At 57.3% G+C, this 25,371-nt stretch carries 24 protein-coding genes; 9 read left to right on the forward strand and 15 right to left on the reverse strand.

The features are described from left to right. Positions 1–15: 15 nt before the first annotated feature. The gene (mepA, locus tag CPH65_RS02450; RefSeq protein ID WP_371359446.1) at positions 16–978 is read right to left on the reverse strand and encodes a penicillin-insensitive murein endopeptidase; all 963 of its coding nucleotides are present in this window, start codon (positions 976–978) and stop codon (positions 16–18) included. A 277-nt stretch (positions 979–1,255) separates the two neighbouring features. Between mepA and CPH65_RS02455 the strand changes: the two genes are divergently transcribed. After that, entirely contained in the window at positions 1,256–1,831 is a 576-nt protein-coding gene (locus CPH65_RS02455) for a DUF2799 domain-containing protein (protein WP_157747470.1), read from the forward strand. A gap of 40 nt (positions 1,832–1,871) precedes the next feature. Here CPH65_RS02455 and lepA read toward each other — a convergent pair whose 3' ends face one another. Then, complete coding sequence (lepA, locus tag CPH65_RS02460) at positions 1,872–3,677, reverse strand: translation elongation factor 4 (protein WP_096171978.1); 1,806 nt, start codon at positions 3,675–3,677, stop codon at positions 1,872–1,874. A gap of 166 nt (positions 3,678–3,843) precedes the next feature. Next, a complete protein-coding gene (locus CPH65_RS02465; RefSeq protein ID WP_096171979.1) occupies positions 3,844–4,950 on the reverse strand; it encodes a TRAP transporter substrate-binding protein in 1,107 nt (368 codons plus the stop codon). Positions 4,951–5,265: 315 nt separating this feature from the next. Here CPH65_RS02465 and CPH65_RS02470 point away from each other — a divergent pair, with 315 nt between their 5' ends. From CPH65_RS02470 to CPH65_RS02485, 4 genes are all read left to right on the forward strand, one after another. Next, the gene (locus tag CPH65_RS02470; RefSeq protein WP_096171980.1) at positions 5,266–5,757 is read left to right on the forward strand and encodes an Lrp/AsnC family transcriptional regulator; all 492 of its coding nucleotides are present in this window, start codon (positions 5,266–5,268) and stop codon (positions 5,755–5,757) included. A gap of 220 nt (positions 5,758–5,977) precedes the next feature. Then, a complete protein-coding gene (locus tag CPH65_RS02475) occupies positions 5,978–6,217 on the forward strand; it encodes a FeoA family protein (protein ID WP_096171981.1) in 240 nt (79 codons plus the stop codon). 94 nt (positions 6,218–6,311) lie between these two features. Beyond that, positions 6,312–8,639 (forward strand): Fe(2+) transporter permease subunit FeoB, encoded by a 2,328-nt coding sequence (gene feoB, locus CPH65_RS02480; protein ID WP_096176179.1) that lies wholly within the window; start codon positions 6,312–6,314, stop codon positions 8,637–8,639. Continuing rightward, positions 8,636–8,875 (forward strand): FeoC-like transcriptional regulator, encoded by a 240-nt coding sequence (locus CPH65_RS02485; protein ID WP_096171982.1) that lies wholly within the window; start codon positions 8,636–8,638, stop codon positions 8,873–8,875. The genes feoB and CPH65_RS02485 overlap by 4 nt, the downstream gene beginning before the upstream one ends. On the opposite strand, the gene CPH65_RS02490 is transcribed toward CPH65_RS02485, so the two are convergent. The 7 genes from CPH65_RS02490 to CPH65_RS02520 form a co-directional block, all read right to left on the reverse strand. Beyond that, positions 8,862–9,527 (reverse strand): nucleotidyltransferase family protein, encoded by a 666-nt coding sequence (locus CPH65_RS02490; protein ID WP_096171983.1) that lies wholly within the window; start codon positions 9,525–9,527, stop codon positions 8,862–8,864. The genes CPH65_RS02485 and CPH65_RS02490 overlap by 14 nt on opposite strands. A gap of 128 nt (positions 9,528–9,655) precedes the next feature. Beyond that, positions 9,656–10,048: an ASCH domain-containing protein gene (locus tag CPH65_RS02495; protein ID WP_096171984.1), complete on the reverse strand. Its 393-nt coding sequence runs from the start codon at positions 10,046–10,048 to the stop codon at positions 9,656–9,658. A gap of 72 nt (positions 10,049–10,120) precedes the next feature. Then, positions 10,121–12,538 (reverse strand): phenylalanine--tRNA ligase subunit beta, encoded by a 2,418-nt coding sequence (gene pheT / locus CPH65_RS02500; protein WP_096171985.1) that lies wholly within the window; start codon positions 12,536–12,538, stop codon positions 10,121–10,123. Then, positions 12,535–13,617 carry a phenylalanine--tRNA ligase subunit alpha gene (pheS, locus tag CPH65_RS02505; RefSeq protein WP_096171986.1) on the reverse strand — a complete coding sequence of 361 codons (1,083 nt, stop codon included), beginning with the start codon at positions 13,615–13,617 and terminating at the stop codon, positions 12,535–12,537. Before pheS ends, pheT begins: the two co-directional genes overlap by 4 nt. 390 nt (positions 13,618–14,007) lie before the next feature. Next, on the reverse strand, positions 14,008–14,367 hold the full coding sequence (gene rplT, locus CPH65_RS02510) for a 50S ribosomal protein L20 (protein ID WP_096171987.1): 360 nt from the start codon (positions 14,365–14,367) through the stop codon (positions 14,008–14,010). 45 nt (positions 14,368–14,412) lie between these two features. Continuing rightward, on the reverse strand, positions 14,413–14,610 hold the full coding sequence (rpmI, locus tag CPH65_RS02515) for a 50S ribosomal protein L35 (RefSeq protein WP_096171988.1): 198 nt from the start codon (positions 14,608–14,610) through the stop codon (positions 14,413–14,415). Between the two features lie 598 nt (positions 14,611–15,208). Continuing rightward, a complete protein-coding gene (locus CPH65_RS02520) occupies positions 15,209–16,165 on the reverse strand; it encodes a DMT family transporter (protein ID WP_096171989.1) in 957 nt (318 codons plus the stop codon). 78 nt (positions 16,166–16,243) lie between these two features. Between CPH65_RS02520 and CPH65_RS02525 the strand changes: the two genes are divergently transcribed. Next, positions 16,244–17,638 (forward strand): PLP-dependent aminotransferase family protein, encoded by a 1,395-nt coding sequence (locus CPH65_RS02525; protein ID WP_096171990.1) that lies wholly within the window; start codon positions 16,244–16,246, stop codon positions 17,636–17,638. Positions 17,639–17,820: 182 nt separating this feature from the next. Here CPH65_RS02525 and infC read toward each other — a convergent pair whose 3' ends face one another. Next, positions 17,821–18,357: a translation initiation factor IF-3 gene (gene infC / locus CPH65_RS02530; RefSeq protein ID WP_096171991.1), complete on the reverse strand. Its 537-nt coding sequence runs from the start codon at positions 18,355–18,357 to the stop codon at positions 17,821–17,823. Positions 18,358–18,679: 322 nt separating this feature from the next. Here infC and focA point away from each other — a divergent pair, with 322 nt between their 5' ends. Continuing rightward, positions 18,680–19,543, forward strand: a complete 864-nt coding sequence (focA, locus tag CPH65_RS02535; protein ID WP_096171992.1) for a formate transporter FocA — start codon at positions 18,680–18,682, stop codon at positions 19,541–19,543. A gap of 54 nt (positions 19,544–19,597) precedes the next feature. Here focA and CPH65_RS02540 read toward each other — a convergent pair whose 3' ends face one another. After that, on the reverse strand, positions 19,598–20,800 hold the full coding sequence (locus CPH65_RS02540; RefSeq protein WP_096176180.1) for a glycosyltransferase family 4 protein: 1,203 nt from the start codon (positions 20,798–20,800) through the stop codon (positions 19,598–19,600). A gap of 73 nt (positions 20,801–20,873) precedes the next feature. Between CPH65_RS02540 and CPH65_RS02545 the strand changes: the two genes are divergently transcribed. Further along, positions 20,874–21,665 carry a carboxylesterase gene (locus CPH65_RS02545; protein WP_096171993.1) on the forward strand — a complete coding sequence of 264 codons (792 nt, stop codon included), beginning with the start codon at positions 20,874–20,876 and terminating at the stop codon, positions 21,663–21,665. Here CPH65_RS02545 and CPH65_RS02550 read toward each other — a convergent pair. Beyond that, positions 21,655–22,155, reverse strand: coding sequence for a hypothetical protein (locus tag CPH65_RS02550; protein ID WP_096171994.1), 501 nt, complete (start codon positions 22,153–22,155; stop codon positions 21,655–21,657). The two genes, CPH65_RS02545 and CPH65_RS02550, sit on opposite strands and share 11 nt — an antisense overlap. Before the next feature lie 205 nt (positions 22,156–22,360). On the opposite strand from CPH65_RS02550, the gene CPH65_RS02555 reads away from it, so the two are divergent. Next, complete coding sequence (locus CPH65_RS02555) at positions 22,361–22,693, forward strand: hypothetical protein (RefSeq protein WP_096171995.1); 333 nt, start codon at positions 22,361–22,363, stop codon at positions 22,691–22,693. A gap of 82 nt (positions 22,694–22,775) precedes the next feature. Here the strand turns inward: CPH65_RS02555 and CPH65_RS02560 are convergent, their stop codons facing one another. Beyond that, positions 22,776–24,146: a tryptophanase gene (locus CPH65_RS02560; RefSeq protein WP_096171996.1), complete on the reverse strand. Its 1,371-nt coding sequence runs from the start codon at positions 24,144–24,146 to the stop codon at positions 22,776–22,778. 180 nt (positions 24,147–24,326) lie between these two features. Next, entirely contained in the window at positions 24,327–25,256 is a 930-nt protein-coding gene (locus CPH65_RS02565; protein ID WP_096176181.1) for a hydrogen peroxide-inducible genes activator, read from the reverse strand. Between the last annotated feature and the right edge of the window lie 115 nt (positions 25,257–25,371).

A 25,371-nucleotide genomic window follows, 5' to 3' on the forward strand; every position in this document is an offset into this window, starting at 1 on the left:
ATCACTGGGCCCAGCCTATCTCTGAAGCGGGCGTGATCTGGGCAATGCGGTTATCGCCCGAACGGGCTCAGGTACATAGCGCGCGCCCGCCACTTGCATGGGCTCGGCATTGAGCACAGCCGTGCAGGCCTGCGGCAAGTCAGCAAGAGTCACTTGCCGCTTTTTCTTGGGCTTCTTGTTGGGGTCTTTTTTGCTCGGCTTCTTGGGCGTCCATGGCGCATCAGACAACCACCATGCCAGCGCCTTGCCGCAGCCATCACCCGGTGGTGGCGGGGCCTGATTGGTGCAGCCGGGATTGCCCGGGGGGCATTTCATGCGCACATGGAAATGATAGTGGTGGCCATACCAGGGGCGGATCTGGCGCAGCCAATCCCGATCTGACCCGGCCCGGTCACAAAGGGCCTTTTTGATGCCCGGATGAACAAAGATCCGCGCCACGCCCGGCGTGGAAGCCGCGCGCTTGATCAGGCGGAAGTGCGCCATGGTGAATTTGTTCGGATCAACTGCACGGGTGCCCTTTTTCAGCATGGAGATGGCAGAAACCGACTCCCGCTCGGCCTTGCTAAAGCGCTGCTTGGGCATCGGGCGTAGCCAGATATCTGCATCAAGGCCAATCTGGTGGGACGCATGGCCCGTGATCATCGGCCCGCCGCGTGGTTGGGCAATATCCCCGATCAGAAGGCCGTTCCAGCCGTCGTAAGCCTTGGCGTCGACAGCCAGTTTTTCAAGAAAGGACAGCAACACCGGGTGGCCCCAGTTGCGATTGCGCGACAGGCGCATGGCCTGCCATGCCGGACCGTCGATCTCGAGCGCCCGGCCTCCGGCAAGACAGCCCTTTGCATAGGAGCCGATGGAGCGGGTTTGCAGATTGGCCGGGGCAACCTTCTTGCCAAACAACTGCTTGGCTGGTGCCTGGGCCTTTGCTGGCGAGGAAGCCCCCACGGCCAGAAGCGTGCTGAGGGCGCTGACGGCAATCATCGTTGCCATGCGGGTGCCAGAGCCCACGATGCGGCCTTTGCCGTGGCGCGATGTTCCGGTCGTCTTTGATTTGATTGGCGTCAAGGCCGACATGCAATGTCTCCATTTGTCCCGATGCCTGTGTCCCTGCAGCGCCTTGGGAAAGCTCGGGCCCGGAAACCGCGCACGCTTGAACCGAGCGTGCTTGCTAGTCGGGGTCCGAATGGGTAACCATTGGCGCTATGGCACATGCCGTTGCGAATCACCTTTTTCAAGTCTCGCACAGTTTGGGACAAAAATGCGTCTATTTCCCGCCCTTCTGATCCTCGCTCCTCTGCTGGCGGGCTGCGCCAGCCTGTCCCAAGAGGAGTGCGCGACGGGCGACTGGACCAGCATTGGCTCGGTCGATGCCAATCAGGGCCACCCGAAAAGCCGGTTGGCCGATCACCAGAAAGCCTGCAAACGCTACGACATCACGCCTGACGCTGAAAAGTATCTCGCCGGCTACAAAACAGGGCTGGGCAGCTACTGCACACCGGCGAACGGATTTCAGGTTGGGCGCAACGGCTACAGCTACCACAAGATCTGCCCGGCAGAATCAGAACCGGTTTTTCTGAAGGGCTATCTTCGGGGCGAGGTGCTGCACGAAACCGAAACCCAGATCGTCGAGCTGGACTCGCAGGTTCAAGAGATCGACGAACAGATCACGTCTTCACGCATGATCAAGAGCTCGGATGAGCGCCGTGCAGAACTATCCCGCCTGCATGGCGAGAAAGATCGGTTGGAGCGGGAGCGCTGGCGGCTGGAGCGGGAAAAGAATCGAGCCCTGCTGGACGCAGAGCTCTTTCTTCAGCGCATCAATCCGGACATCTGAGGCCGCACCATCGACCCCGGCTTCCTCAGCGATGCCGAAGTCAGTTGTCCATCTTGAGGGCAGCAATGAAGGCTTCCTGCGGGATCTCCACCTTGCCGAACTGACGCATCTTTTTCTTACCCGCCTTCTGCTTTTCCAAAAGCTTGCGCTTTCGCGTGGCGTCACCGCCATAGCATTTCGCCGTCACATCCTTGCGCATGGCCGAGATGGTCTCGCGTGCGATCACCCGCCCGCCGATGGCAGCCTGAATGGGGATCTTGAACATATGGCGCGGAATGAGATCCTTGAGCTTTTCGCACATGGATCGGCCACGCATTTCGGCCTGCGAGCGATGAACGAGGATCGAGAGGGCATCCACCGGCTCGTCATTGACGAGGATGGACATCTTGACCAGATCACCGGCGCGATAATCGGCCAACTGGTAATCAAAGCTGGCGTAGCCTTTGGAGATCGATTTGAGGCGGTCATAGAAGTCGAACACCACCTCGTTGAGCGGCAGGTCATACTGGACCATGGCGCGCGAGCCGACATAGGAAAGATCGGTCTGAACGCCGCGCCGCTCCTGACAAAGCTTGAGGATAGCGCCGAGATACTCGTCCGGGGTCATGATGTTGGCCTTAATCCAAGGCTCGCGGATTTCGCGCACCTTGACCACATCGGGCATATCGGCGGGATTGTGCAGGTTGATATGGCTGCCGTCGGTCAGCTCCATCTCATAAACCACGCTCGGTGCGGTGGCGATGAGATCGAGGTCAAACTCGCGGCTGAGACGCTCCTGAATGATTTCCAGATGCAACAGACCAAGGAAACCACAGCGGAAGCCGAAGCCGAGCGCTGCCGACGTTTCCATCTCGAAGGAGAAGCTGGCGTCATTGAGGCGTAGCTTGCCCATGGCGGCGCGCAGATCCTCAAAATCATTGGCATCGACCGGAAACAGGCCGCAGAAGACCACAGGCTGGGCCGGGCGGAAGCCAGGCAGCATGTTTTCGCAAGGGCGCTTCACATGGGTGATGGTATCCCCGACGCGGGTGTCAGCCACTTCCTTGATCGAGGCGATGAGGAAACCGATTTCACCCGGGCCGAGCACCGGAATATCGGTCATCTTGGGCCTGAAAATGCCGATGCGGTCCACATCATAGGAGGCATCGGTGCCCATCATGCGGATGCGATCGCCTTTTCTGAGTTCGCCATCCATGATGCGGACGATGACCACGACGCCAAGATAGGTGTCATAGTAGCTGTCGACCAGCAGGGCCTTGAGCGGCGCTTCCCTGTCCCCTTCCGGGGCAGGAAGGCGGGTAACGATGGCTTCGAGGGTTTCCTTGACCCCGATGCCGGACTTGGCGCTGGCCTCGATGGCTTGAGAAGCGTCGATACCGATCACATCCTCGATCTGTTCGCGCACCCGATCCGGTTCTGCGGCTGGCAGGTCGATCTTGTTGAGGATCGGCACGATCTCGTGGTCCTTGTCGATGGCCTGATAGACGTTGGCCAAGGTCTGTGCCTCGACCCCTTGTGAGGCATCGACGACCAGAATGGAGCCTTCGCAGGCAGCCAGCGACCGGCTCACCTCATAGGCAAAGTCAACATGGCCCGGCGTATCCATCAGATTGAGAATGTAGGTCTTGCCGTCGTCAGCCACATATTTGAGCGAGACGGTCTGGGCCTTGATGGTGATGCCGCGTTCCTGCTCGATATCCATGCTATCGAGCACCTGTTCACGCATTTCGCGCTCGCTCAAGCCCCCGGTGAGCTGAATCAGCCGGTCGGCGAGCGTGGACTTTCCATGATCGATATGGGCGATGATGGAAAAGTTGCGGATGTTGTTGAAAGTCTGTTTGGTCATGAAAGCGCTTATACCCTTGCTCTCTTCCTGAGAGAAGAGGCTTTTTGATGCCTATGTCATGGCTTGCGGCAAATATCCAGCGCGAAAATGAAAAACCCGACCACAAAGGCCGGGTTTATGCAATTTATCTTCGATTCGAAGACCAATTCGCGTTAGCAGGCTCGCGTCAGACCTGCTCGAGCGCCATCTTGCGGGTACGCAGGGCTTCCCACTCGGCTTTCATATGGTAGTCGTTGCAAAGCGCGCGGAAGTCGACGAAGCTCTTGTAGATTTCGCCAGCCAGCGGTGAGCTGTCAGCGATTTCCTTGACGACAACATCGGATTCCTTGGCCAGAGCCATAACAATATCATCCGGCAAGGCACGGACGGTCACGCCCTCTTTTGCTTTCAGTGGACCGAAGGAGGCAGCATTGTTGTAGGCAAAGTCGGCCATGGTTTCCATCGAGGTAGCCCGTGCGGCTTCCTTGACAATGAGCTGAATGTCTTCCGGCAACGCTTTGAGTTTTTCAGTGTTGACGATCACCTCAAGTCCGGCACCCAATTCATGGAATGCAGGCATGTAATAGTTGCCAACGACTTTATAAAGGCCAAAGGCCATATCGTTCCATGGGCCGACCCATTCAGCGGCATCAATCGTGCCGGACTGCAGCGCAGAGAAAATATCGGTCGGCGGCAGCATCACGACAGACGCACCCAGACGGCGCAGAACTTCACCGCCCAGACCGGCAATGCGCATCTTCAGACCCTTGAGGTCTTCGAGGGTTTTGATTTCCTTGGCGAACCAGCCAGCTGCCTGGGTGCCAGATGCACCGGCATAGAAGGGCGTCACACCGAACGGTGCGTAGGCCTTGTCCCAAAGCTCCTGTGCGCCACCGAAATATAGCCACGCCGCATGCTCAACCTGGGTGAGGCCGAAGGGTACACCAGTGAAGAAGTGAAAGGCGGGATCCTTGCCCTGCCAGTAATAGGACGTCGCATGGCCACATTCGGCCGCGCCGCTCGAGACGGCATCAAACACTTCAAGCGGCGGGACGAGTTCGCCTGCACCATAAACTTTAATGGTCAACCGGCCATCGGTCATCTTGGTGACCTTTTCGGCGAAACGGACGCCATTGACCCCCACTCCGGGCACCTGCTTGGGCCAGGACATGGCCATTTTCCAAGTGATGTTTTCCTGTGCCCTGACGATGGTTGGACTTGCAAGCCCTGCAGCTCCCCCCGCGGCCAATCCAGTAAGCACCGAACGGCGATCAATCGATCCTGATTTACGCATTTATATTTACCTCTGACTAAAATGAAATGGTTGTGGACGTTCGGATTTCCTCCCGTTGAGCGCATGCTTGCACGAGGCCCATTTCGGTTCAAGAGGGAGCGACATTTTGCAGCTCAACTTTTCGCAAACCATTGAGCTATTGTACACTTCCGGCAGGCAGAGGCCCCTCGTACCAGTCTTTTGAACTGTCGGCTCTGAAATTTTGTGCGCCCCTTTACCATTCTGAATTAACTTGCAAAACTTTTGATCTTCTGACAAATAACACTGAATTGCCAAATAATATTTTGCGAAATACCGCAAAGGGAGGCCTCAGCCGTGCCGCGCAAAAGCTCCAAGCTTGATCGCATCGACTTGCGAATTCTGGATGAACTGCAGAAAAATGCCCGGATTACCAACAAGGCCCTCTCGGAAAAAGTCGGGCTGTCGCCCAGCCCCTGCCTGCAGCGTGTGAAGAGGCTGGAAGATATCGGTTTGATCAGCGGGTATCTCGGCCTGATCAATCTGGAGCAGTTGTGCCGCCACGTGACCGTTATGGCGACCATCACGATCAGAGATCATGATCACTCCATCTTCTCGACGTTCGAGAAGGCTATCTCGGAGCTGCCCGATGTGGTCGAATGCCTCAAGATGAGCGGCTCCTTTGACTATCTGGTGCGCTTCGTCTGCACCGACATCCAGCGGTATCACGCCGTGACGGAAGACCTGCTCGTGCAGGTTGGCGGGAAAATGCAGATTGCCAGCCATGTCGTTCTCGACCAGACGAAACAATATTGCGGTGTCGCACTTGAAGAGTTGGTGCACGGATAAAAGTGCCCTATACGGTTTTTTACTAATTGTTCAAAACTGGAATTTCTATTCTTGTATGTTCAGGTCAAGTTTTTAACGTGATGTTGATCTGGTTCAAAGATGATCAACATCAGATCTTGTAAGTGATATTGCAAGTCATTCTCATGCACGTATTCCTCTGTTGGCGGGGCCAGCCGTCTTTGAGGGGAGTTCGCGGCGACAATCACTGCGGAGTACCTCTATGACTGCCACTTTGAGTGAAATGAATGTAGGAGATCACGGTCGTATCGTACGGCTCGAGGTCGGCAACCAATCCTACAAGCAACAATTGCTGGCCATGGGGCTGACGCGTGGTGCGGAAATCACCATCCTGCGCGTGGCTCCCCTGGGTGATCCTGTCGAGATCAGGGTGCGAGGCAGCGCGTTGTCGTTGCGTCGCTCCGATGCGATGGGTGTTCAGATCGAAGCCTGCGCTTCCTAGAGCCAAAGCCTTTTACAACACCTTTTCCTTCTGGCAATCCGACCGGTGCTGTTGTGCGCTGCGGGTTTCCCTTGTCCGATTTCTGGTTGATATCATGACCCCATTCCGTCTCGCCTTCGCAGGCAATCCCAATTGCGGCAAAACCACTCTTTTCAATGCCCTGACCGGTGAACGACACCGCGTCGGCAACTGGCCCGGTGTGACGATCGACCGGAAGGAGGGCGGCTTCAGCCATGAGGGCGCTTCCTATGTGGTTGTTGATCTGCCTGGCACCTATTCCCTCGACACCGGCTACAACAGCGGTCTGGATGAGGCTATCGCCCGGGATTATATCCTGACGGGCGAAGCTGATCTGGTCGTCAATGTGGTCGATGCAAGCAACCTCGAGCGCAATCTATACCTCACCACGCAACTGCTCGACATGCGCGTGCCCATGGTGATTGCGCTGACCAAGACCGACAGTGCCCGACGAAATGGCATGGAGATCGACACCCGGGCGCTGTCTGAACGGTTGGGCATGCCGGTGGTTGCCCTGTGTCCGAGAGATCCGTCAGGACTGAAAACGCTCAAGGATGTGATCAGCGCGGCGGTGGGCCGCAGCGACGTCAGTCAGGTTTCCATCCCCTATCCCGAAGCCATCGAAGAGGCCCTCCCGTCACTCATCAATGATGTGAGCGCCTCGGCAAAGCGGTCAGAGGTGGATGCTCACTGGCTGGCCATCAAGGCACTGGGCGGCGACAGCAAGGCGCTGTCTTTTCTTGACGAACCAGCAAGGGCAAAACTTGATGCCCTACTCGAACATCTGATCAATGAAAGCGGTGATGACGCGGATCTACTCATAGCCGATGGACGCTATGGCTTTGCCAACGGTCTTGCGCAGTCCGTTACGCACCACATCGGGCGCCTGACCAAGACATGGACCGAACGGATCGACAGTGTCATTCTCAGTCGGATTTTTGGCATTCCGTTCTTTCTGGTCATCATGTATCTGATGTTCCTTTTGACGATCAATTTTGCCAGTGCCTTCATCGATTTTTTCGATATTCTCGCCGGCACGCTGCTGGTCGATGGTCCGGCACATCTGATGGCGCTGATCGGTTTTCCCGAATGGATCATTGCGATGCTTCCCAACGGCATCGGGGTGGGCATCCAGACGGTCGCGACCTTCATCCCGGTTGTCGCCTTTCTCTTCCTGTTCCTCACCTGTCTTGAAGACAGCGGCTACATGGCGCGAGCCGCCTTTGTCGTGGACCGGGCCATGTGCTCCATAGGTCTGCCGGGCAAGAGTTTCGTTCCGATGCTTCTGGGCTTTGGCTGCACGGTGCCTGCCGTGATGGCGGCCCGAACCCTTGATAACGAACGCGACCGGATCGTGACGGCGATGATGGCCCCCTTCATGTCCTGTGGTGCGCGCCTGCCTGTCTATGCCCTGTTCGCTGCGGCCTTCTTTGCGTCTGGCGGCCAGAATCTGGTCTTCCTTCTCTATATCGTGGGGATCCTGTTTGCGATCTTCACCGGCCTTGTGCTCAAGAAAACGATCTTCGGCGGCAAGGCCCTGCCCTTCATCATGGAACTGCCACCCTATCAGTTGCCGAGCCTGCGCTCTGTGCTGATGCGGACCTTTGATCGTGTAAAAACCTTCATTATCGATGCCGGACAGGTCATCGTGGCGGTTGTCTTCTGCCTCAGCCTGCTCAATGCCATCGGCACTGACGGTAGCTTCGGGCATGAAGACAGCGATCATTCCATTCTGGCCGAGATTGGCAAAAGCCTGACGCCGGTGGTCGAACCGCTCGGCATCCACGAAGATAACTGGCCCGCAACGGTTGGCCTCTTCACCGGGATCTTCGCCAAGGAAGCAGTTGTGGGCACCCTCAACTCGCTTTACAGCCAGATCGACGTGGCCGAGGGAGACGGGGAGGAAGAAGCCTTCAACTTGCTCGATGGCATCGGGTCCGCCTTCGCCTCGATCCCGGTCAACCTGCTTGACGCGATGAGCAATCTGGCAGACCCGCTCGGCCTTAATATCGGGGATGTCTCCAGCTTTGACACCGCAGCTGCGGAGCAGGAGGTCGACAGCAAGACCTTCAGCGCCATGGTGTCACGCTTCGATGGCAAGACCGGCGCTTTTGCCTACCTGTTGTTGGTCCTGCTCTATACCCCTTGTGTCGCCGCGTCGGCTGCTCTCTTCAGGGAAGTGGGGCGCCGTTGGGGGACGTTTGCCATGGGCTGGACAACCATGCTGGGATATTGCGCCTCGGTGCTGGCCTACCAGATCGGAACCTTCGCCAGCCACCCGACCCAGTCGACGGTCTGGGTCTTCTCGATCCTTGCGTTCCTCACCGTGGTCATCGGCTTCATGCACTATCTGGGGCACCGAACCTCCAATACCTCCAAATCCGTTGTGGAGATGCCGCTATGATCCTGTCTGACGTCAATCGCTACGTGGCTGAACGCGGAGAAGTCACCGCCATCGACATTGCCCTGCATTTCGGGGTCGCCCCCGATGCCCTCAAGGGTATTCTCGACATGCTGGCCGCCAAGGGGCGCATCCGCCCCATTGCGCCGGATGCTGTGCCGACCTGCGGCAAGACCTGCTGTAGCTGTGCGGTGAGCGGCTGCGAGCCGGAACGGTGGGAAAGCGTCAAACGCGCCTAGAGGTGATCCGCAAGGGTTCCTCGCTATCCCAATCCAGCACCTTGAGTTCAGGCCAGAGGCGCAGCATGCGCTCGGCCTTTTCTCTATAGTGGGTGCGATTGGTCGGGAGCTTGCGGCAGGGACGGATGGTCAGGGAGAAAATGTCGGCCAGACCGTAGGGCGCTGCAACCGAAATTTCGCCATCCTCTTCAAGGCGCACCGCCACGGCGTGGGTGGTGCACATGTAATTCTCCAGACTCTCATCCGTGTTCTGAAGTTCGGGATAGGGGCCGCCAAAGCGCTCGGGATACCACAGATGCACGCGCGCCTGATTGCGCACCTCAATGCGGCCTTGCCATTGAGCTAGGCTCTCTTCCACACGGCGGATCACGGCATCTTCTGCCTCATAAGAGCGGTCCGATGCATCAAAATAGGCGACGTCATAATCCTTGATGCCGTGGCCCTGTGGCCGATTGGTCAGGCGGTTCCAGACAGTCTGATAGAGCGCGCCGGAGACAAGCCGCCAGTCTGGCAGCGCCAACGCCCTCAAGCCAGCCAGAAGCTCCATAAGCTGATCATCCTGACGGATGATCTGGACAAGCAGGCTGCGTCTCTGCTCTTCGTTCATCGCCTCGGAGGTTTCGCTGTTTCGAACAACAAACGGACTTTCCATGCCAGCCTCTTCTCATCAGATCATGACGTGAGCAGGGTCATCGATTCTTGCCCATTTGGCAAAGAGGAGATGCCGATATCACCAAATATTCCCCGCTTGGCATATGCCAGCAAAAAACGGGCCTTCAGCTATCGGTCGAGCACTTCAAGCAAGCGAAAGCGCTCGCACACCAGTGTCATATCTTCAGAAAACCCGCCGTTGCGGTCGAAATAGTCCCTATGCCCTTGCCGCCAATGGTCATAGGAGAGATCGCCCTCCCCTTCTGCGCGGGCAAAGGATTCATCGACCGCATCAAAACGGCAAATGGTCACATCGACGGTTTCAATGACCGCAGCGGGCCGCTGGCATCCATCGAGAAGGATATATTTGTCCCCCACATTGGGCAGTGGAATATTGTCCTTTTCCATCGATTGAAGGGACTCGCAGGACGCTGTTTTCTTGCCCTCTATTATCAGAGCAAGAAGTTGGTCGGCCAATTCGGGCGTGTCGCCCATTGCATAGGAATCAACAATGTCATGCATGCTTCACCCCGCCAAAGTCAGAAAAAGGAACCCCGCGATCTTCATGAACCGCGGGGTTTCGAGTTGTTTCGATCAGCCGCGCAGCTCACCGCCGGTTGCCTTGGTTACGGATTCGATGATCCTGTTGGAGAGCGCTTCGATGTCCTCGTCCGTCAGGGTCTTGTCCTTGGGCTGCAGCGTCACTTCAAAGGCCACGGACTTCTTGCCCTCTTCCATACGATCACCATCATAGAGGTCGAACAGATTGACGCCCGCAATCATCTTCTTGTCCGCGCTGTTGGCGGCTTTGAGGATGGTCGCGGCCGTCACATCCGTGCTGACGACAAAGGCGAAATCGCGGCGCACCGGCTGAAGATCGGAGAGCACCAGAGCGGGCCGCTTGGTGGCCTTTTTCTTGGGTGCCGGCACCGCCTCGATTGTGATTTCGAAGGCGCAGACCAGTCCGTCTACCTTGAGCTCGTCCAGCACTTTGGGATGCAGTTCACCGAACGAGCCGATGACATTTTTCGGACCCAGCTGGATCTTGCCCGAGCGACCGGGGTGATACCAGTCCGGCCCACCGGCCACGATCTGAAGCTTGGAGCTGTCAAGACCCATGGCTTCGAGCACGGCCAGCGCATCGGCGCGTATATCATAGACATCCGCGACATCAGCCGGATCGCGCCAGTGACGACCAGAGCCGATGACCTGCACAGCACCGCGACGGATCCCGGTTGCATGGGTGAACTGCTCGTCTGGCTGATCGCCAAGGAAGATCTGGCCCACCTCGAACAGCGCCAGATCATTGAAACCGCGATCGACGTTGCGCTGGGCAGCCTGCAGGAGGCCCGGCAGAAGGCTCGGACGCATGTCCGACAGATCTGACGAGATCGGGTTGGTCAACGCCAGCTCTGGCTTGCCACCGCCGAACAACTCGGCGAGGGATTTCTCGGTGAAGGACCAAGTGACCGCCTCGACCATGCCCCGCGCAGCAAGCTGACGGCGGGCATTGCGAATGCGCTTCTGGCGCTCGGTGAGCGGCGGTTTGGTGACCGAATGCAGACGTGGCAGCGGCGTGTTGGGCACCCGGTCGACGCCGACGATGCGCGCCACTTCCTCGACGATATCCGCCTTGCCATGAATGTCCGGGCGGAAAGTCGGCACAGCCACCTTGACCTCTTCGCCCTTGCCGGAGAGCCAAAAGCCGAGACGCTGGAGCACTGTCTTGATCTCGATGTCAGGGACCTCAAGACCAACGAGGCGCTTCACTTCGGACAGCGGGAAGGTGATGATCTTGTCCTCAACGGGAGCTTTGCCAGCCACAACCATTTTGGAGGGTTCGCCACCGCACAGCTCCAGAACCATTTCGACCGCGGCGTGCTGACCGGGAATGACGAAAGCCGGATCACAGGTGCGTTCGAAGCGATAGCGGGCGTCGGACTGGATGCCCAGTGCGCGACCGGCCCGGGCCGTCAGAATCGGATCGAACCAGGCGCATTCGATGAGGACGTTGGTGGTCTCGTTGCTAGAGCCGGTTTCCTCGCCGCCCATGATCCCGCCGAAGCCAACAAGGCCCTTGTCATCAGCAATGGCGCAGATATCTTCGCCGTCGGCGATTTCATAGTCCTTGCCATCGAGCGCCTTCATGGTCTCACCGGGCTTGGCGAGGCGCACATGGATGTCGCCTGTCAGCTTGTCGGCATCATAGACATGAAGCGGGCGACCCCGGTCGTATGTGATGTAGTTGGTGATATCGACGAGCGCGTTGATCGGACGCAGGCCAATGGCACGCAGGCGGGCCTGCAGCCAATCGGGGCTGGGGCCGTTCTTGACACCCTTGACATAGACGCCGGTGAAGATCGGACAGATCGGATTGTCGCCTTCTTCTTTCAGCGTCACATTGATCGGGCTGTCGAAAGAACCGGTCACGTCCTTGGGGGTCTTTTCCTTCAGCGTACCGATGCCTGCGCCGGCCAGATCGCGGGCGACGCCATAGACACCGAGCGCATCGCCACGATTGGGCGTGATGGCAATGTCGATGACCGGATCATCAAGACCAAGCAATGGGGCGAAAGGCTCGCCGATGGGGGCATCTTCGGGCAGCTCCATGATGCCGTCGTGCTCATCGGAAAGGCCCATTTCGCGCTCGGAGCACATCATGCCGTTGGATTCGACGCCGCGGATCTTGGTCGGCTTCAAAACCATGCCGTTGGTCGGAATGACAGAACCGTTCTGCGCCAGCACCACCTTGATGCCCGGGCGGGCATTGGGGGCACCACAGACGATCTGCAGCACTTCCTTGCCGGTGTTGACCTTGCAGACACGCAGGCGGTCGGCGTCGGGATGCTGTTCGGCTTCCTCGACATAGGCGACGGTGAAGTCCTTCAAGGCCGCGGCATTGTCGATGACTTCCTCGACTTCGAGGCCGATGATGGTGAGCTTGTCGAGGATTTCTTCGAGTGACGCGTCGGTGTCGAGATAATCCTTCAGCCAGGAGAGGGTGAATTTCATGAGGAGAGCCCTCCTACAAGTCCGGGAATGTCAAGGGGACGGAAGCCGTAATGGTCGAGCCAGCGCTTGTCGCCGTTGAAGAAGGCGCGCAAGTCCGGCATGCCATATTTCAGCATGGCGATGCGGTCGATGCCCATGCCCCAGGCAAAGCCGGTGTATTTGTCCGGGTCGAGGTTGCAGTTGCGCAGCACATTGGGATGCACCATGCCGCAGCCGAGAACTTCCAGCCAGTCGTCGCCTTCGCCAATGCGGATTTCATTGCCCTTGCGCTCGCAGCCGATATCCACTTCCATGGATGGTTCCGTGAAGGGGAAATGCGACGCGCGGAAGCGCATTTTCACATCATCAAGTTCGAAGAACGCCTTGAAGAATTCCGCCAGCACCCATTTGAGGTGCCCCAAGTGGGCGCCTTCCTCGATGACGAGGCCTTCGACCTGATGGAACATCGGGGTGTGGGTCTGGTCACTGTCGCAGCGATAGGTGCGGCCCGGGCAGATGACGCGGATCGGCGGTTCCTGATCGATCATGGTACGTATCTGCACAGGCGAGGTGTGCGTGCGCAGCACCATCTGGGAGCCATCTTCCTTTTCCGGCAGGAAGAAGGTGTCATGCTCCAGACGCGCAGGATGATCAGGCGGGAAGTTGAGCGCGGTGAAATTGTAGAAATCGGTCTCGATGTCCGGCCCTTCGGCCACGGCAAAGCCCATGTCGGCAAAAATCGCGGTCAATTCGTCCGTGACTTGCGCGACCGGGTGCACGCATCCGTCAAAGGTGGCACCAACGCGGGTGGGCAGGGTGACATCCACGGTCTCCGAGACGAGGCGGGCATTGAGGGCTTGTTCCTTCAACACCTCCTTGCGCTCGGCTATCGCATCCCCGACGCGCGCCTTCAGGCCATTGAGCGCAGGGCCCATTTCCTTGCGCTCTTCGGGGCTCATCTTGCCCAGTGTTTTCATCAATTCCGAAATCTTGCCCTTTTTGCCAAGGGCGGAGACGCGGACGTCTTCCAGTGCAGCCTCATCGGCAGCAGCGTTAATGCCTACCGTGATTTCCTGCTCGAGTGCATTGAGTTCCGACATAACCATTCCATATGGACATTGAGACCGGGACGCCGCCCGGACGGATTTCCGTTGACTGTTCCCAGTTGACTATTCTCAGTTAACTGGGGTTTTAACAGATTGACCGGCACAATAAAGCGGCTTTGTGAGGAAAACCTCCGATCTGGACCGATCAATCAAACTATCTGGCGGCGCGTTTCTCGATTGCGGCCCTCACAAGCTCTTTTGAGCCCTACAAAGACCAAAACAAAAACCCGCCTCGATTGCTCGACGCGGGTTTTCAAACATTGTTTATGTTCGTGCGCCGATAGAGACAATCTCGCAACTCGCCCTAACGCGAATTGCAACATTTAAAGCCTCAACACGAATCCCTCATCCCAAAGCGCAACAGCGCTTGTGTGAGCGAAGGATTTAGGCGGCAGCAGACGATTTGGCTTTTTCAACCAGGCTGGCAAATGCCTCTGGCTGATTGATTGCCATATCAGAAAGAACCTTGCGGTCAATTTCGATGCCGGCCTTGTTGAGGCCGTCGATAAATCGACCATAGGTCAGGCCGTGTTCACGAACAGCGGCGTTGATACGCTGGATCCACAACGAGCGGAAATTGCGTTTCTTGGTCTTGCGGTCGCGATAGGCGTACTGACCGGCTTTTTCTACGGCCTGCTTCGCAATGCGGATGGTGGTCCGGCGAGCGCCATAGTAGCCTTTGGCAGCCTTCAGAACTTTTTTGTGGCGGGCGTGAGCGGTTACACCGCGTTTTACACGTGACATGTTTTGATCTCCTTATAATCGGAATGCTGTTCTCAAGGTCTGCGCTTATTTGTAAGGCAGGAACTGCTTGATGGTTTTTGCATCCTGATCGCACAGAATTGTCGTGCCACGAGCTTTGCGGATAAATTTGGTGCTACGCTTGATCATACCATGCTGCTTACCAGCCTGGGCAGATACGATCTTGCCGGTTCCGGTCACCTTGAAGCGCTTCTTGGCACCGGACTTGGTTTTCAACTTGGGCATTTTGCTCTCCTGATGTCCTTCAAGTGGGACGATTCCCATCTGATTGCGAGCAACCAGCAGGTGTTCACTGTCGGACTGTTTGTTTTTGATGTCGCTCTAGATTGGCCATCTAATCCTTACGGATCAACGCGATAACCGCTCTGGAATGAGCATTCTGACGTCACCACGGCAGCCCTAACACTTGAGCCGGATGAGTCGAGACTGGCGGTTTATACCGATGGGCGGGACGAGAATCAAGGGAAAAGGCGAAGAATCTGTTGCGGGGACGGGAGTCATTGCCTAGCGCTGATGCCTAAAGGCAATTGAGGGCGCTAGATGACTGGTGGGCGGACAATGTGAGCCTTCGCTTCAACCTGCCGAATGGCTGCTTCAGATAAACGCATCGATAGGATTACTCTGACCCACGTTTCGAACGAAGCATCATAGCAATTCTTGCAGCGAGACCGTTCTTTCCCAGGGGACAGTGATCCAGGGCCACTGGCCGTATTGAGTGATTTGTACCGGAGCCACAGCTACGAGTGCCTTGATGGTCCACCTCTTCCAGCGGTTCGCATCGGCTGGCTGTCATCATGGCGCCGGCAAAGATATAAACCATTGCCTATGCTTCCGGTACGCTCTGTTGGCCCCTATTTTTTCTCAGACTTGCGAGTGTGAGACCGTAAATGCAGGCCACTATAACAATCAGGGCTGCGACTTGGAAGGGTGCGATGGCATCGCCTAGGAACGGTACCGCCAGCACCATCGTCAGAGCGGGCCAGGGGGTCGTGATCGAGCTGGCGAGTGATACGTCGATATGACGGACAGCGTAGAACCAGACGATCAGTTCCAGAAAATAGACAAGGCCCATGAGCGCCGACATTACTTGGAAGACGGCGTTGATACCGGAGCCAATCCCTGACGAGGCAGCGACAATCAGAACAAGTGCCAAGAAAAGCGTCGAGATCGCGACACGGAAGAATGTCACCTGAGCCGGGGTGATCGCTGTGTTGCTCAGTTCCTCCTTAATGATAACGTGTGCGATACTCCAAAGCAGCGGCACGCCGAGGGAGAGGAGGAACCAGGGCGACAGGCCCGACATCAGAAATGTGCCGCCCGTGCCAAGGTAATAAAGCGCGCCGATCAGAACAGCAGTCAGGGCCAGTTCGACCGGAGTTTTGCGCCGTTTCAAAAAAAGTGACTCCCAAAGGATGGCGAAGAGCGGATAGGCCTGTATCGCGATGGCCGCATTCGTCGCCCCGGCTTTTTCAACACTCAGAACGTAAAGATACGTCGAGAGACCAAAGAGCGCGCCAGTGAAGAGCGCGACGAGGATCATCCGTCGGCGTTCCTGACGGGACAGATCAATGCCGAAGATTCCCTTGGTACCGCTGCGCAGTTCCCATCCAAATACTGGCGCGGCAAATACCACCTGCCACACGGAAAGTGCGAAGGCGAAGCTGAGCGCCCCGATTTCCGAAGGGCGCAGGTTCGAGATGATCGGCATGATCCCGAGCAAGGTGAGACTGACGAGAGAAAGGGTGATGCCCTTCCCGACCGACGGGGAAAAAAGAGCCATTGCAAGAGTCCATAATTGAGTTGACGCCCCAATTAATTGCACCCATATATATTTCAGTGCAATGAAAAGATTGATCTGATGGCAATTTGGAAACCTGATCTGTCAAGCCGTGTAGGCCCCAAATACCTGCAGATTGTCGAGGCGATGGCCGAAGACATTGCAACGGGTCGCTTGCCACAAGGGGCACGCCTTCCGCCTCATCGTGAGCTGGCCTACCAACTCGATGTTTCTCCTAACACGACCAGTCGGGCGTATGCCGAGGCGGTGAAACGGGCGTTACTGAAGGGCGAGGTGGGGCGCGGAACCTTTGTGCGTCTGAGCAAATCCGATCCAGCGCAAGCGGAACCTGAAAGCCTAAAAAGGGCAGCAAGCGGACCAATTGATCTGTCCCGCAACCTTCCGATGCCGGGGTTTTCAGAACGACATATCCGTCGCGTGATGGCTGAGATTGCGAACGACGCCGGTCTGCGATCCCTGTTGGATTACCAGACAGACACCGACCTCCCGCATCATCGCGTTGCCGGTCAAACATGGCTGGATAACTGCGGTCTTGCCTCAGGCCTTGATTGCATTGTCCCAGTGGTCGGTGGTCAACACGGCATTCTGTGCGTTCTCATGGCGCTTTTGCAGTCGGGCGATCTGTTGCTGGCCGAGGCGCTGACCTACACGCCGGTCCTTGCCATGGCAGCACGCCTTAATCTGCAAACCGGTGCTGTTGCGATGGATGGCGATGGTGTGATGCCGGAAGCATTTGAGGCATGGTGCCGTGACGCGAAACCCAAAGCCTTTTACTTGACCCCGACTTTGCAGGCCCCGACGACGGTCACACTCTCCGAGGCGCGAAGGACGAGGATCGCGGAGATTGCCGCGCAATACGGCGTGCTCCTGATCGAGGACGATGTATTCGGGCCGCTCAAATCTGACAATCCTGTTCCGCTGGTGCAGATTGCACCGGAGACGACAATCTATGTGACAAGCTTGTCAAAGGCTGTCGCACCCGGATTGCGCGTAGGTTTTCTGAAGGCCCCCGCGAAGCTGGCTGCCGCGCTGCATCAGTCGGTCAATCTGAGCGTTTGGATGACGCCACCTCTGACCCTAGAGGTAGCGAGCCGGTTGATCGAGGACGGCACAGCAGCGGAATTGGCCAGCCAGCAACAGCGGGTTGCGAGACACCGGCAACGGCTTGTTCAAGACATCTTGGGCATGGCTGCTATCCCATCCCCATCGGACGGCTTTCACGTCTGGTTACCGCTACCGCAGGGCTGGCGTGCCGATGTGTTCAGTTCTGAATGCGCCCGTTTGAGTGTTCGGGTGAGTGAGGCTCGGAGCTTCGCTATGAACGCAAGTGATGCGCCCGAAGCCATTCGCCTCTGCGTTAGCCATGAGGCCAACGAAGAGCGAGTGCAACGCGGCCTGGAAATTGTTGCAGGTGTGTTGCGCCAAAAGCCAAGTGGGTCCTCGATGGTGATCTGAGCAAAGGGCGCCACAAAAAGCTGCCGTTCGTTCAACATGCAGCTGACAAAATGGGCTCCAAACAGCCATTCAGCCCAACAAAAAACCCGGCTCGATTGAACCGGGTTTTTTTCAATTCCAGCCAAGAGCCCCAGAGGACGCCAAAGTCGCGACGTCAAATCACCCGGGGTCTCAACGGCGGATTATTTTGGCGCAACAATCATGATCATCTGGCGGCCTTCGAGCCGTGGCTCCAGTTCGACCTTTGTGCGCTCGGCCAATTCGGCCTTGACCCTCTGAAGCAGCTCCATACCGAGATTCTGGTGAGCCATTTCGCGTCCTCGGAAACGCAGGGTGAATTTCACCTTGTCTCCTTCGTCAAGAAAGCGATTGGCACCGCGCATTTTCACTTCATAGTCATGGGTATCGATGTTCGGACGCATTTTCACTTCCTTGACATCGACGACCTTCTGTTTCTTGCGCGCTTCAGCTGCCTTTTTCTGAGCCTGATACTTGTACCGGCCATAATCCATGATCTTGCAGACCGGCGGTTTGGCATTTGGTGAAATTTCCACCAGATCCAGCCCTGCTTCGGTTGCCCTGCTCATGGCCTCACTGGTCGGTATGGCACCATGGTTGGTACCCTCATCGTCAATGAGCTGAACTTCGTCTACACGGATTAGGTTATTGATGCGCGGCCCCGTATCACGGGTTGGTTGCGCTCGGAATGGACGGCGAATGGTCGTATTCTCCTTGATTGTTGCACTTCTGGCGTTAGATACATATGCCGCAGCTTGGGCCTCCTTTCAAGCCCTGCAAGGGTCTCAAAGCCTGATTCAACGTCAGAAACACAAGCCTTTTTGCAAATTTGGCTATTTGTACTGAGGGCCCGGGCTGAAATGTCGCGCAAAACGAGGGCCCATTTAAAGGCTGCCATGCGCTATTTGCATGTCCGGCGATGACTAAGATCAACGATCCGGCAAGGCTGTCTGATAAAGAGCAGACACCAAACCCGCGCCCATTGGTCGCGCCCACAGCAACCTGCCCAAGGTACTCTTCTTTATGACTCAAGTCCCCTTCGACGCTTTGCTGCCTGCCGAAATGGCGAAAAAGGCCGAAGATGCAGGCGTGGCCAAGGCCACCAAGCATCCGCGCAACACGTTCATGCTGGCCATCATGGCCGGGGCCTTCATCGGCATCGCCTTTATTTTCTATACGGTCGTGACCACCGGCAACGCAAATATGGGCTGGGGAGCAAACAAGATGCTGGGCGGTCTCGCCTTCAGTCTGGGGCTGATGCTGGTGGTGATCAATGGCGGCGAGCTCTTCACCAGTACGGTGCTGACGGTGGTGGCGAAAGCCAGCAACAAGATCACATGGGGCCAACTGGCCAAGAACTGGGTGCTGGTCTATGCGGGCAATTTCGTTGGTGCCATGGCGCTGGTCGGCATCATGCAGGTCGCACGGCATTTCGAGCAGGGACCGGGCACCAGCCACGCGCTTGGCATCCAGTATATGTCGATTGCCGACCACAAGCTGCATCACGGCTTCTTTCAGGCGGTGGCTCTTGGCACCATGGCAAATGTCATGGTTTGTCTGGGCGTCTGGATGACCTTCTCGGCGCGCACGGTCACCGACAAGCTTCTGGCGGTGGTCCTGCCGGTTGCGATGTTTGTCGCTGCCGGGTTCGAGCACAGTATCGCCAATATGTTCCAGATCCCCATGGGGATCATCACCAAGGCCCGTGTCGATGACAGCTTCTGGGCGGAGGCCGGTCGCGCTGCCAGTGATTTTGATGCGCTGACCTGGTCGAACTTCCTGATCAACAACCTGATACCGGTCACCATCGGCAACATCATCGGCGGCGGCCTGCTTGTTGGCTGGTTCTACTGGTACATCTACCTGCGCCCCAGCAAGTCGGCATAAGATCAAATAACCATAACGACAGCTCTTTACCTATAAGCCTGATCCCCCGTTGGATCAGGCTTTTCCTTTTGTCATGTCGTAGATGTTTGCAAGATCGCATCCCAGCAGCTGATCATAGACCGCGAGGGTCTGGCGGCTCATGGAAGCAAGGGAGAAATGCGCCTCGATATGCGCCCGCGCTATTGGGGCCATGTCCGCAATGGCATCAGCAGGAAGAGCGAGGCCCCAAAGAATGGCCTCAGTCCATGCGGCCTCGTCTGCATGGGGCAGCGAGAGGGCAATCCACTGGTCGGTATCGACGCCTTCGGGGCAGGCCGTCACTTCCGGCTGAGCACCGAGGTCGCCGACCAATACCGGGGTTCCCAGCGCCAGACTTTCCGCGGCGGATCGCCCGAATGTCTCCGCATCCTGACTGGGCACGATCACCAAATCGGCAAGCGCATAGGCGGCTGGCATATCGCTGCAATGGCCAACCCGGCGGGCGCAGTCCTTCAGACCGTGTGCCTTGATGAGCCGGTCCAATTCGTCGATATAGGCCTTGCGCCCCTGATCATCACCGATCAGGACGAGTTGAAAAGCAACGCCGGTCTTTTTCAAGGCCCCCAGCACGGGCAAGATGAAGCTCTGGCCCTTCCAGCGGGTCAGACGCGAGGGGAGCAGAAGAACAGGGCGATCATCAAGATCCCATGCCTTGCGTAGCTGCTCGCCCCGTTCGGGCGCAATCGCGGCGAGATCAAACTGATCCATATCGACACCGCGATAGATAGAGAGTATCCGCGAGGCGGCATCAGGATTGCGTTCGGCGATCAGGCGGGCCGTATAGTCGGAATTGGCGATCACCACATCGCCCTTGGCCATCACCGAATTGTAGAAAGCCTTGAAGCGCCCCTTCTGGCTATAGGCGCCGTGATAGGTGGTCACGAAGGGAACGCCTGTGCGGCGAGCCGCGATCATAGCACTCCATGCAGGCGCACGGGACCGGGCGTGGACAAGAGAGACGTTTCGCTGCCGAATCATTTTTTCGATGGCGCGAGCATTGCTCCACAGGATCGCGAAGGGATTTTTGCTGCGCCCCTTGAGGGGCAGGAGTTCACCACCAGCCGCCTCGAGCTCGCCCTGAAGTCGGCCGGGTTCGGCAGCAACGAGCGCCTCTCCCCCTGCAGCAGAGATTGCAGCTGCGATATCCACCGTTCCGCGTTCGACCCCGCCGGAATCGAGCCAGGGAACAGCTTGCAGGATGGTTGGGGCTTTTGTCATGAAGGATGCCACGCTAAAAAGAAAAGGAACGCGCACCTTGCCGCGTTGAAACCTGATTGCCGGAGACATAACAATGACCGCCACCGAAAAGCAAACCTTCCTTGTGGGTGAGGCAGGCAAATCCCGCGAAATTGCCTTTCATCAACACCCAGCCGCTCAGCCGGATGGTATCGGGCTTTTCTGGATGGGTGGTTACAAGTCGAACATGGACGGCTCCAAGGCGCTCGCGCTTGATGCCTTTGCAGAAAGAGCCGGGCTTGGCTGCACACGCTATGACTATTCCGGCCACGGGGCCTCAGGCGGGGCCTTCACCGATGGCACCATTTCGAAATGGCTTGAAGAAAGCCTCGCCATGTTCGATCAGCAGACCAGCGGCCCGCAGATCGTGATCGGATCATCCATGGGTGGATGGCTGGCGCTCTTGTTGGTCAAGGCTCATATCGAACAGGTCGGCATCAAGAAGAGCCGCATCAAGGGCGTTGTGCTGATCGCCCCGGCGGTGGACATGACCAAAGATCTGATGTGGGACATTTTCGATCAGGCCACCCGTGCAGAACTGGCGGCCAACGGCGTGTTTCGCAAGCCAAGCGAATATGGCGAACCCTACGAGATCACCCGCGAGCTGATTGTCGATGGCGAACAACATCTGCTCGGCGACCGGCTGATCCAGACCGGCTGTCCGGTGCGCATTCTTCAGGGCGTGCAGGACGATTCGGTGCCCTGGCAGGCATCGGTGGATCTCGTCTCCCGGCTGGCGCAGGATGACGTGCGCCTCACGCTGGTCAAGGATGGTGACCACAGTCTGAGCCGCGAGCACGATCTGGCCCTTCTGGTCCGGGTTGTCGAACAGTCCGCTATGAGCTGAGTTCCCGGGTCCGTGCGGCAGAAGACTGATCCGCAGCAAGCCGGATATCAAGCATCTTGATGGCAAGAGGGTGGAACGCTTCCCTGTCCAGAGTGGCGATACGCCTCTTGCCCAGACGCTTGTCCAACATGACAAATGCCTGAATGAGCGGGTCGTCGCTCTTCAGCGCGTCCTGAAAACTGATGTCGTGGACATAGGCCCAACAGGATTCATACAAATCCTGCCGGTTGATTTCGCCATACTCGACCGGCTGATCCCGATATCGTTTGGCCTGCTCCTCGCTAACGCCCTGATCTTCCTCCTTGAGGCCATAAGCGAAGCGATTGAAATAGGCGCGCGTGCAAAAATTGGCCACGACCTCGCCATCCAGAGCAAACCACGCATGGCCACAGGTGCATCCTCCATAGCGCGTGCTATGGATCGCGACGCGGGACGCTACCGGGTCTGCAAAATTGCTTTCAACCAGTTTTTTCAGCTTCGACCAGCGCATCCGTTTTCCTAACCTGAGTGCCATTCGTCCTAAGGACAAAACCGGAGGCTACTAAAAGCAAACGAACGAGGAAAGCAACCCGCCCCTTCAACAACAATGTGATCGAGAGCCAACGGTGCAGACGGCTCTGTCCAGTCAGCACCTGTCCTTCTTTCTTAAATGTGGTATTTTGATATGGCTTCACCCATCTATCGAAAGGCACCCGATGATCAGACCCGGAAAGAATATCGCAATCAAGGTTCCGCAGTTCAAATGGGACGAAACCGTTGCTTATTATCGTGATCGCATCGGACTTAAGCCCGTGAAGGAGTTTCCCGAAAGCATCGCTTTCGCGTTTGGCGAGATCGTCCTCTGGCTTGACCGCGTCGCGACGCAAAGCCAGGTCGATGTCTGGCTCGAGTTCATAACGGACGATCCAGATCAGGCTCTTGAAACGCTTCAAAGACCCAAGCGGGATGAGCTCGAGCCGCTGGGGGACATCAAGGGCCATTGGACGTCCGATCCCGCAGGCGTGGTTCTGCTGCTGCGCTCCGAATGAGCTGATCGCCTCGAAACCACAAAATGAAACGCGCCAGCGGATGAGGCCAGCGCGCTCTTTGCTTTGGGTGCGTCTGTTGTGATCAGCCTGCAAGCGGGGCGAATTCGCAGGTGAAGTGGCGCATAAGGTTGGGCTCTTTGGTGATCTTGAAGCCCTTGAGGCTATCCTTCTCTGCCTTCAGCATTTCGAACACCTCGACGAGATAGTCCGCGTGGGACTGGGTGTAGGTGCGGCGGGGAAAGGCCAGACGCACCAGCTCCATGGCCGCTGGCTTCTCTGTTCCATCCGGTTGCCGCCCGAACATAACCGAGCCGATTTCGCATGACCGGATACCGCCGATTTCATAAAGGCGGCAGGCGACCGTATGGGCCGGAAAGTGAAGCGGGTCGATGTGCGGCAGCCAGCGCTTGGCGTCGACAAAGACCGCATGACCACCGGCGGGCTTGACCACCGGAATGCCAAGGGCATCAAGCCGCTCGATGATATATTCATTGGTCCGGATGCGGTAACGCAGGTAATCTTCGTCGGTGATCTCCTGAAGGCCTTGGGCAAGGGCTTCCAGATCCCGTCCGGCAAGACCGCCATAAGTGGGGAACCCTTCCGTCTGGATGAGACGAACGCGGGCTTGTTCCGCAACCGAATCGTCATTGAAGGCGATCCAGCCACCAATGTTGCCAAAGGCGTCCTTCTTGGCACTCATGGTCATGCCGTCAGCGATGGTGAAGCAATCGCGCACGATATCGCGGATGGAACGGGCCTGCTGGCCTTCTTCGCGCTGCTTGATGAACCAAGCATTTTCGGCAAAGCGGCAGCCATCGATGATAAAGGGTTTGCCGTGCTTTTTCGCCAACTCTGAGACGGCTCTCAGGTTTTCAAGGCTGACCGGCTGGCCACCACCTGCGTTGTTGGTGATGGTAATCATCACGATGGGAACGCTGTCGCCGTGGGTCTCCAGATAGGATTCGAGTTTTTCGAGATCCATGTTGCCCTTGAAAGGGTGGAGCGAGGTCGAATCCTTGCCCTCGGCAATCACCAGATCGGAGGCTTCGGCGCCGCTCGCCTCGATGTTACCGCGGGTGGTGTCGAAATGCGTATTCGACGGGATATGCTTGCCCTTGCCGCCAAAGATCGACATCAGGATGGCTTCGGCTGCGCGCCCCTGATGGGTTGGGATGATGTGCTTGAAGGGCATCAGGGCCTGCACCCCTTCCCTAAAGCGATCATAGGATGGCGAGCCGGCATAGCTTTCGTCGCCGCGCATGACGGCGGCCCATTGTTCCGCACTCATGGCGCCGGTGCCCGAATCGGTCAGAAGGTCGATGATTACGTCCTGCGATTTCAGCGCAAACAGATTGTAGTTTGCGGCCTTGAGCTTGGCCTCACGCTCGGCGCGCGTGGTCATGCGGATGGGCTCGACGGATTTGATGCGGAAGGGTTCGATGATGGTCTTCATAAGTCACTCCGGTCTGATCATCAGCCCGGGTGGTTCTCATGAGATATCTCAAGAAATAGACATTCCGGGCTGTGCGCCGCGGTTGCTCTCGATCCTCTCCTCAAAAGGGAAGCGAACCGATTGCCGCGCTCAGCGCCGAAAGGTTTACGAAGAGAATATTTGCAGAACGGTTTGATCCCGTCAAGAGCGGGAATGTGCGTCTTCGACACGCTCCCTTGCCCGCAGACTTTGGCGGGCGGTGCGAAGCAGATCGGCGAGCAGAAGGGCCTCCGCCTTGCGTGAAGAAGACCGGCGCCAGACGAGGGCGATCTTGCGCGGCAAAGCATCAGGCAGAGCAATCCTGTGTACCTGATGGCCCCGAGTCAGTCCGGCATCGATGGCAAGATCGGGTATGAGGGTCGTCCCAAGCCCTTCTTCGACCATGGCCATCAGGGTCGGCAGACTGGTGGCATCGAATTCCTCGTTTCTGTTAATCAAGCCCGGATAAGCGGATAAGGCATGCTGCTGAAGGCAGTGGCCCTTTTCCAGCAACATGAACTGCTGATCCCTCAGACCGTTCACATCGACCTTGCTCTTGCAGGCCAGCGCATGATCAAGAGGCACCACCAGATGGTAGCCATCCTCGAACAGCTCATGGGTGACCAGATCGCCAGTCGCGTGAGGCAGCGCGATGAGCGCCGCGTCGAGCCGTCCGCCACGCACTCCCTCGAGCAGCGCTTCGGTCAGTTCTTCTCTCAGAAACAGCCGCAAATCGGGATAGGCCTTCTTGATGATTGGCCTCAAGCGTGGCAGGAGGAACGGCCCGACGGTGGGAATGGCACCAAGATGAAGATCGCCGGACAATGGCCCGGAGGCTTCGGAGGCCATTTGCACGAGATCCTCGGCTTCGGTGAGAAGTGCGCGGGCCTTTTCCGCTATTTGCTTGCCAATCGGGGTCATGATGACGCTGCGCTTTGTGCGCTCAGCAAGGCACACCCCCAGAATGGCTTCCAGATCTTTCAGACCCGCGCTTAGGGTTGACTGGGTGACATGGCAGCGTTTGGCGGCGTTGCTAAAATGCAATTCCTCACAGAGTGCCACAAGGAAGGTCAGTTGGCGCAGGGTTGGCATCATCAATCGAATTTTCCGATTATTATTTAAGAAATAACTCGTTTCACTAATAAATACCGCACAGGTATGGTCAGGTCAATGCAAGAGACGCTTTGCCATAATGAAGCAGTTTGAC

Source organism: Cohaesibacter sp. ES.047, assembly GCF_900215505.1.
In the GTDB taxonomy this organism is placed as follows: domain Bacteria; phylum Pseudomonadota; class Alphaproteobacteria; order Rhizobiales; family Cohaesibacteraceae; genus Cohaesibacter.

Coding starts and splice junctions, on each gene's coding strand:
- mepA (WP_371359446.1), bottom strand. CDS start 978: ATGATTGCCGTCAGCGCCCTCAGCACGCTTCTGGCCGTGGGGGCTTCC.
- CPH65_RS02455 (WP_157747470.1), top strand. CDS start 1,256: ATGCGTCTATTTCCCGCCCTTCTGATCCTCGCTCCTCTGCTGGCGGGC.
- lepA (WP_096171978.1), bottom strand. CDS start 3,677: ATGACCAAACAGACTTTCAACAACATCCGCAACTTTTCCATCATCGCC.
- CPH65_RS02465 (WP_096171979.1), bottom strand. CDS start 4,950: ATGCGTAAATCAGGATCGATTGATCGCCGTTCGGTGCTTACTGGATTG.
- CPH65_RS02475 (WP_096171981.1), top strand. CDS start 5,978: ATGACTGCCACTTTGAGTGAAATGAATGTAGGAGATCACGGTCGTATC.
- feoB (WP_096176179.1), top strand. CDS start 6,312: ATGACCCCATTCCGTCTCGCCTTCGCAGGCAATCCCAATTGCGGCAAA.
- CPH65_RS02485 (WP_096171982.1), top strand. CDS start 8,636: ATGATCCTGTCTGACGTCAATCGCTACGTGGCTGAACGCGGAGAAGTC.
- CPH65_RS02490 (WP_096171983.1), bottom strand. CDS start 9,527: ATGGAAAGTCCGTTTGTTGTTCGAAACAGCGAAACCTCCGAGGCGATG.
- CPH65_RS02495 (WP_096171984.1), bottom strand. CDS start 10,048: ATGCATGACATTGTTGATTCCTATGCAATGGGCGACACGCCCGAATTG.
- pheT (WP_096171985.1), bottom strand. CDS start 12,538: ATGAAATTCACCCTCTCCTGGCTGAAGGATTATCTCGACACCGACGCG.
- pheS (WP_096171986.1), bottom strand. CDS start 13,617: ATGTCGGAACTCAATGCACTCGAGCAGGAAATCACGGTAGGCATTAAC.
- rplT (WP_096171987.1), bottom strand. CDS start 14,367: ATGTCACGTGTAAAACGCGGTGTAACCGCTCACGCCCGCCACAAAAAA.
- rpmI (WP_096171988.1), bottom strand. CDS start 14,610: ATGCCCAAGTTGAAAACCAAGTCCGGTGCCAAGAAGCGCTTCAAGGTG.
- CPH65_RS02520 (WP_096171989.1), bottom strand. CDS start 16,165: ATGGCTCTTTTTTCCCCGTCGGTCGGGAAGGGCATCACCCTTTCTCTC.
- CPH65_RS02525 (WP_096171990.1), top strand. CDS start 16,244: ATGGCAATTTGGAAACCTGATCTGTCAAGCCGTGTAGGCCCCAAATAC.
- focA (WP_096171992.1), top strand. CDS start 18,680: ATGACTCAAGTCCCCTTCGACGCTTTGCTGCCTGCCGAAATGGCGAAA.
- CPH65_RS02540 (WP_096176180.1), bottom strand. CDS start 20,800: ATGACAAAAGCCCCAACCATCCTGCAAGCTGTTCCCTGGCTCGATTCC.
- CPH65_RS02545 (WP_096171993.1), top strand. CDS start 20,874: ATGACCGCCACCGAAAAGCAAACCTTCCTTGTGGGTGAGGCAGGCAAA.
- CPH65_RS02550 (WP_096171994.1), bottom strand. CDS start 22,155: ATGCGCTGGTCGAAGCTGAAAAAACTGGTTGAAAGCAATTTTGCAGAC.
- CPH65_RS02555 (WP_096171995.1), top strand. CDS start 22,361: ATGATCAGACCCGGAAAGAATATCGCAATCAAGGTTCCGCAGTTCAAA.
- CPH65_RS02560 (WP_096171996.1), bottom strand. CDS start 24,146: ATGAAGACCATCATCGAACCCTTCCGCATCAAATCCGTCGAGCCCATC.
- CPH65_RS02565 (WP_096176181.1), bottom strand. CDS start 25,256: ATGCCAACCCTGCGCCAACTGACCTTCCTTGTGGCACTCTGTGAGGAA.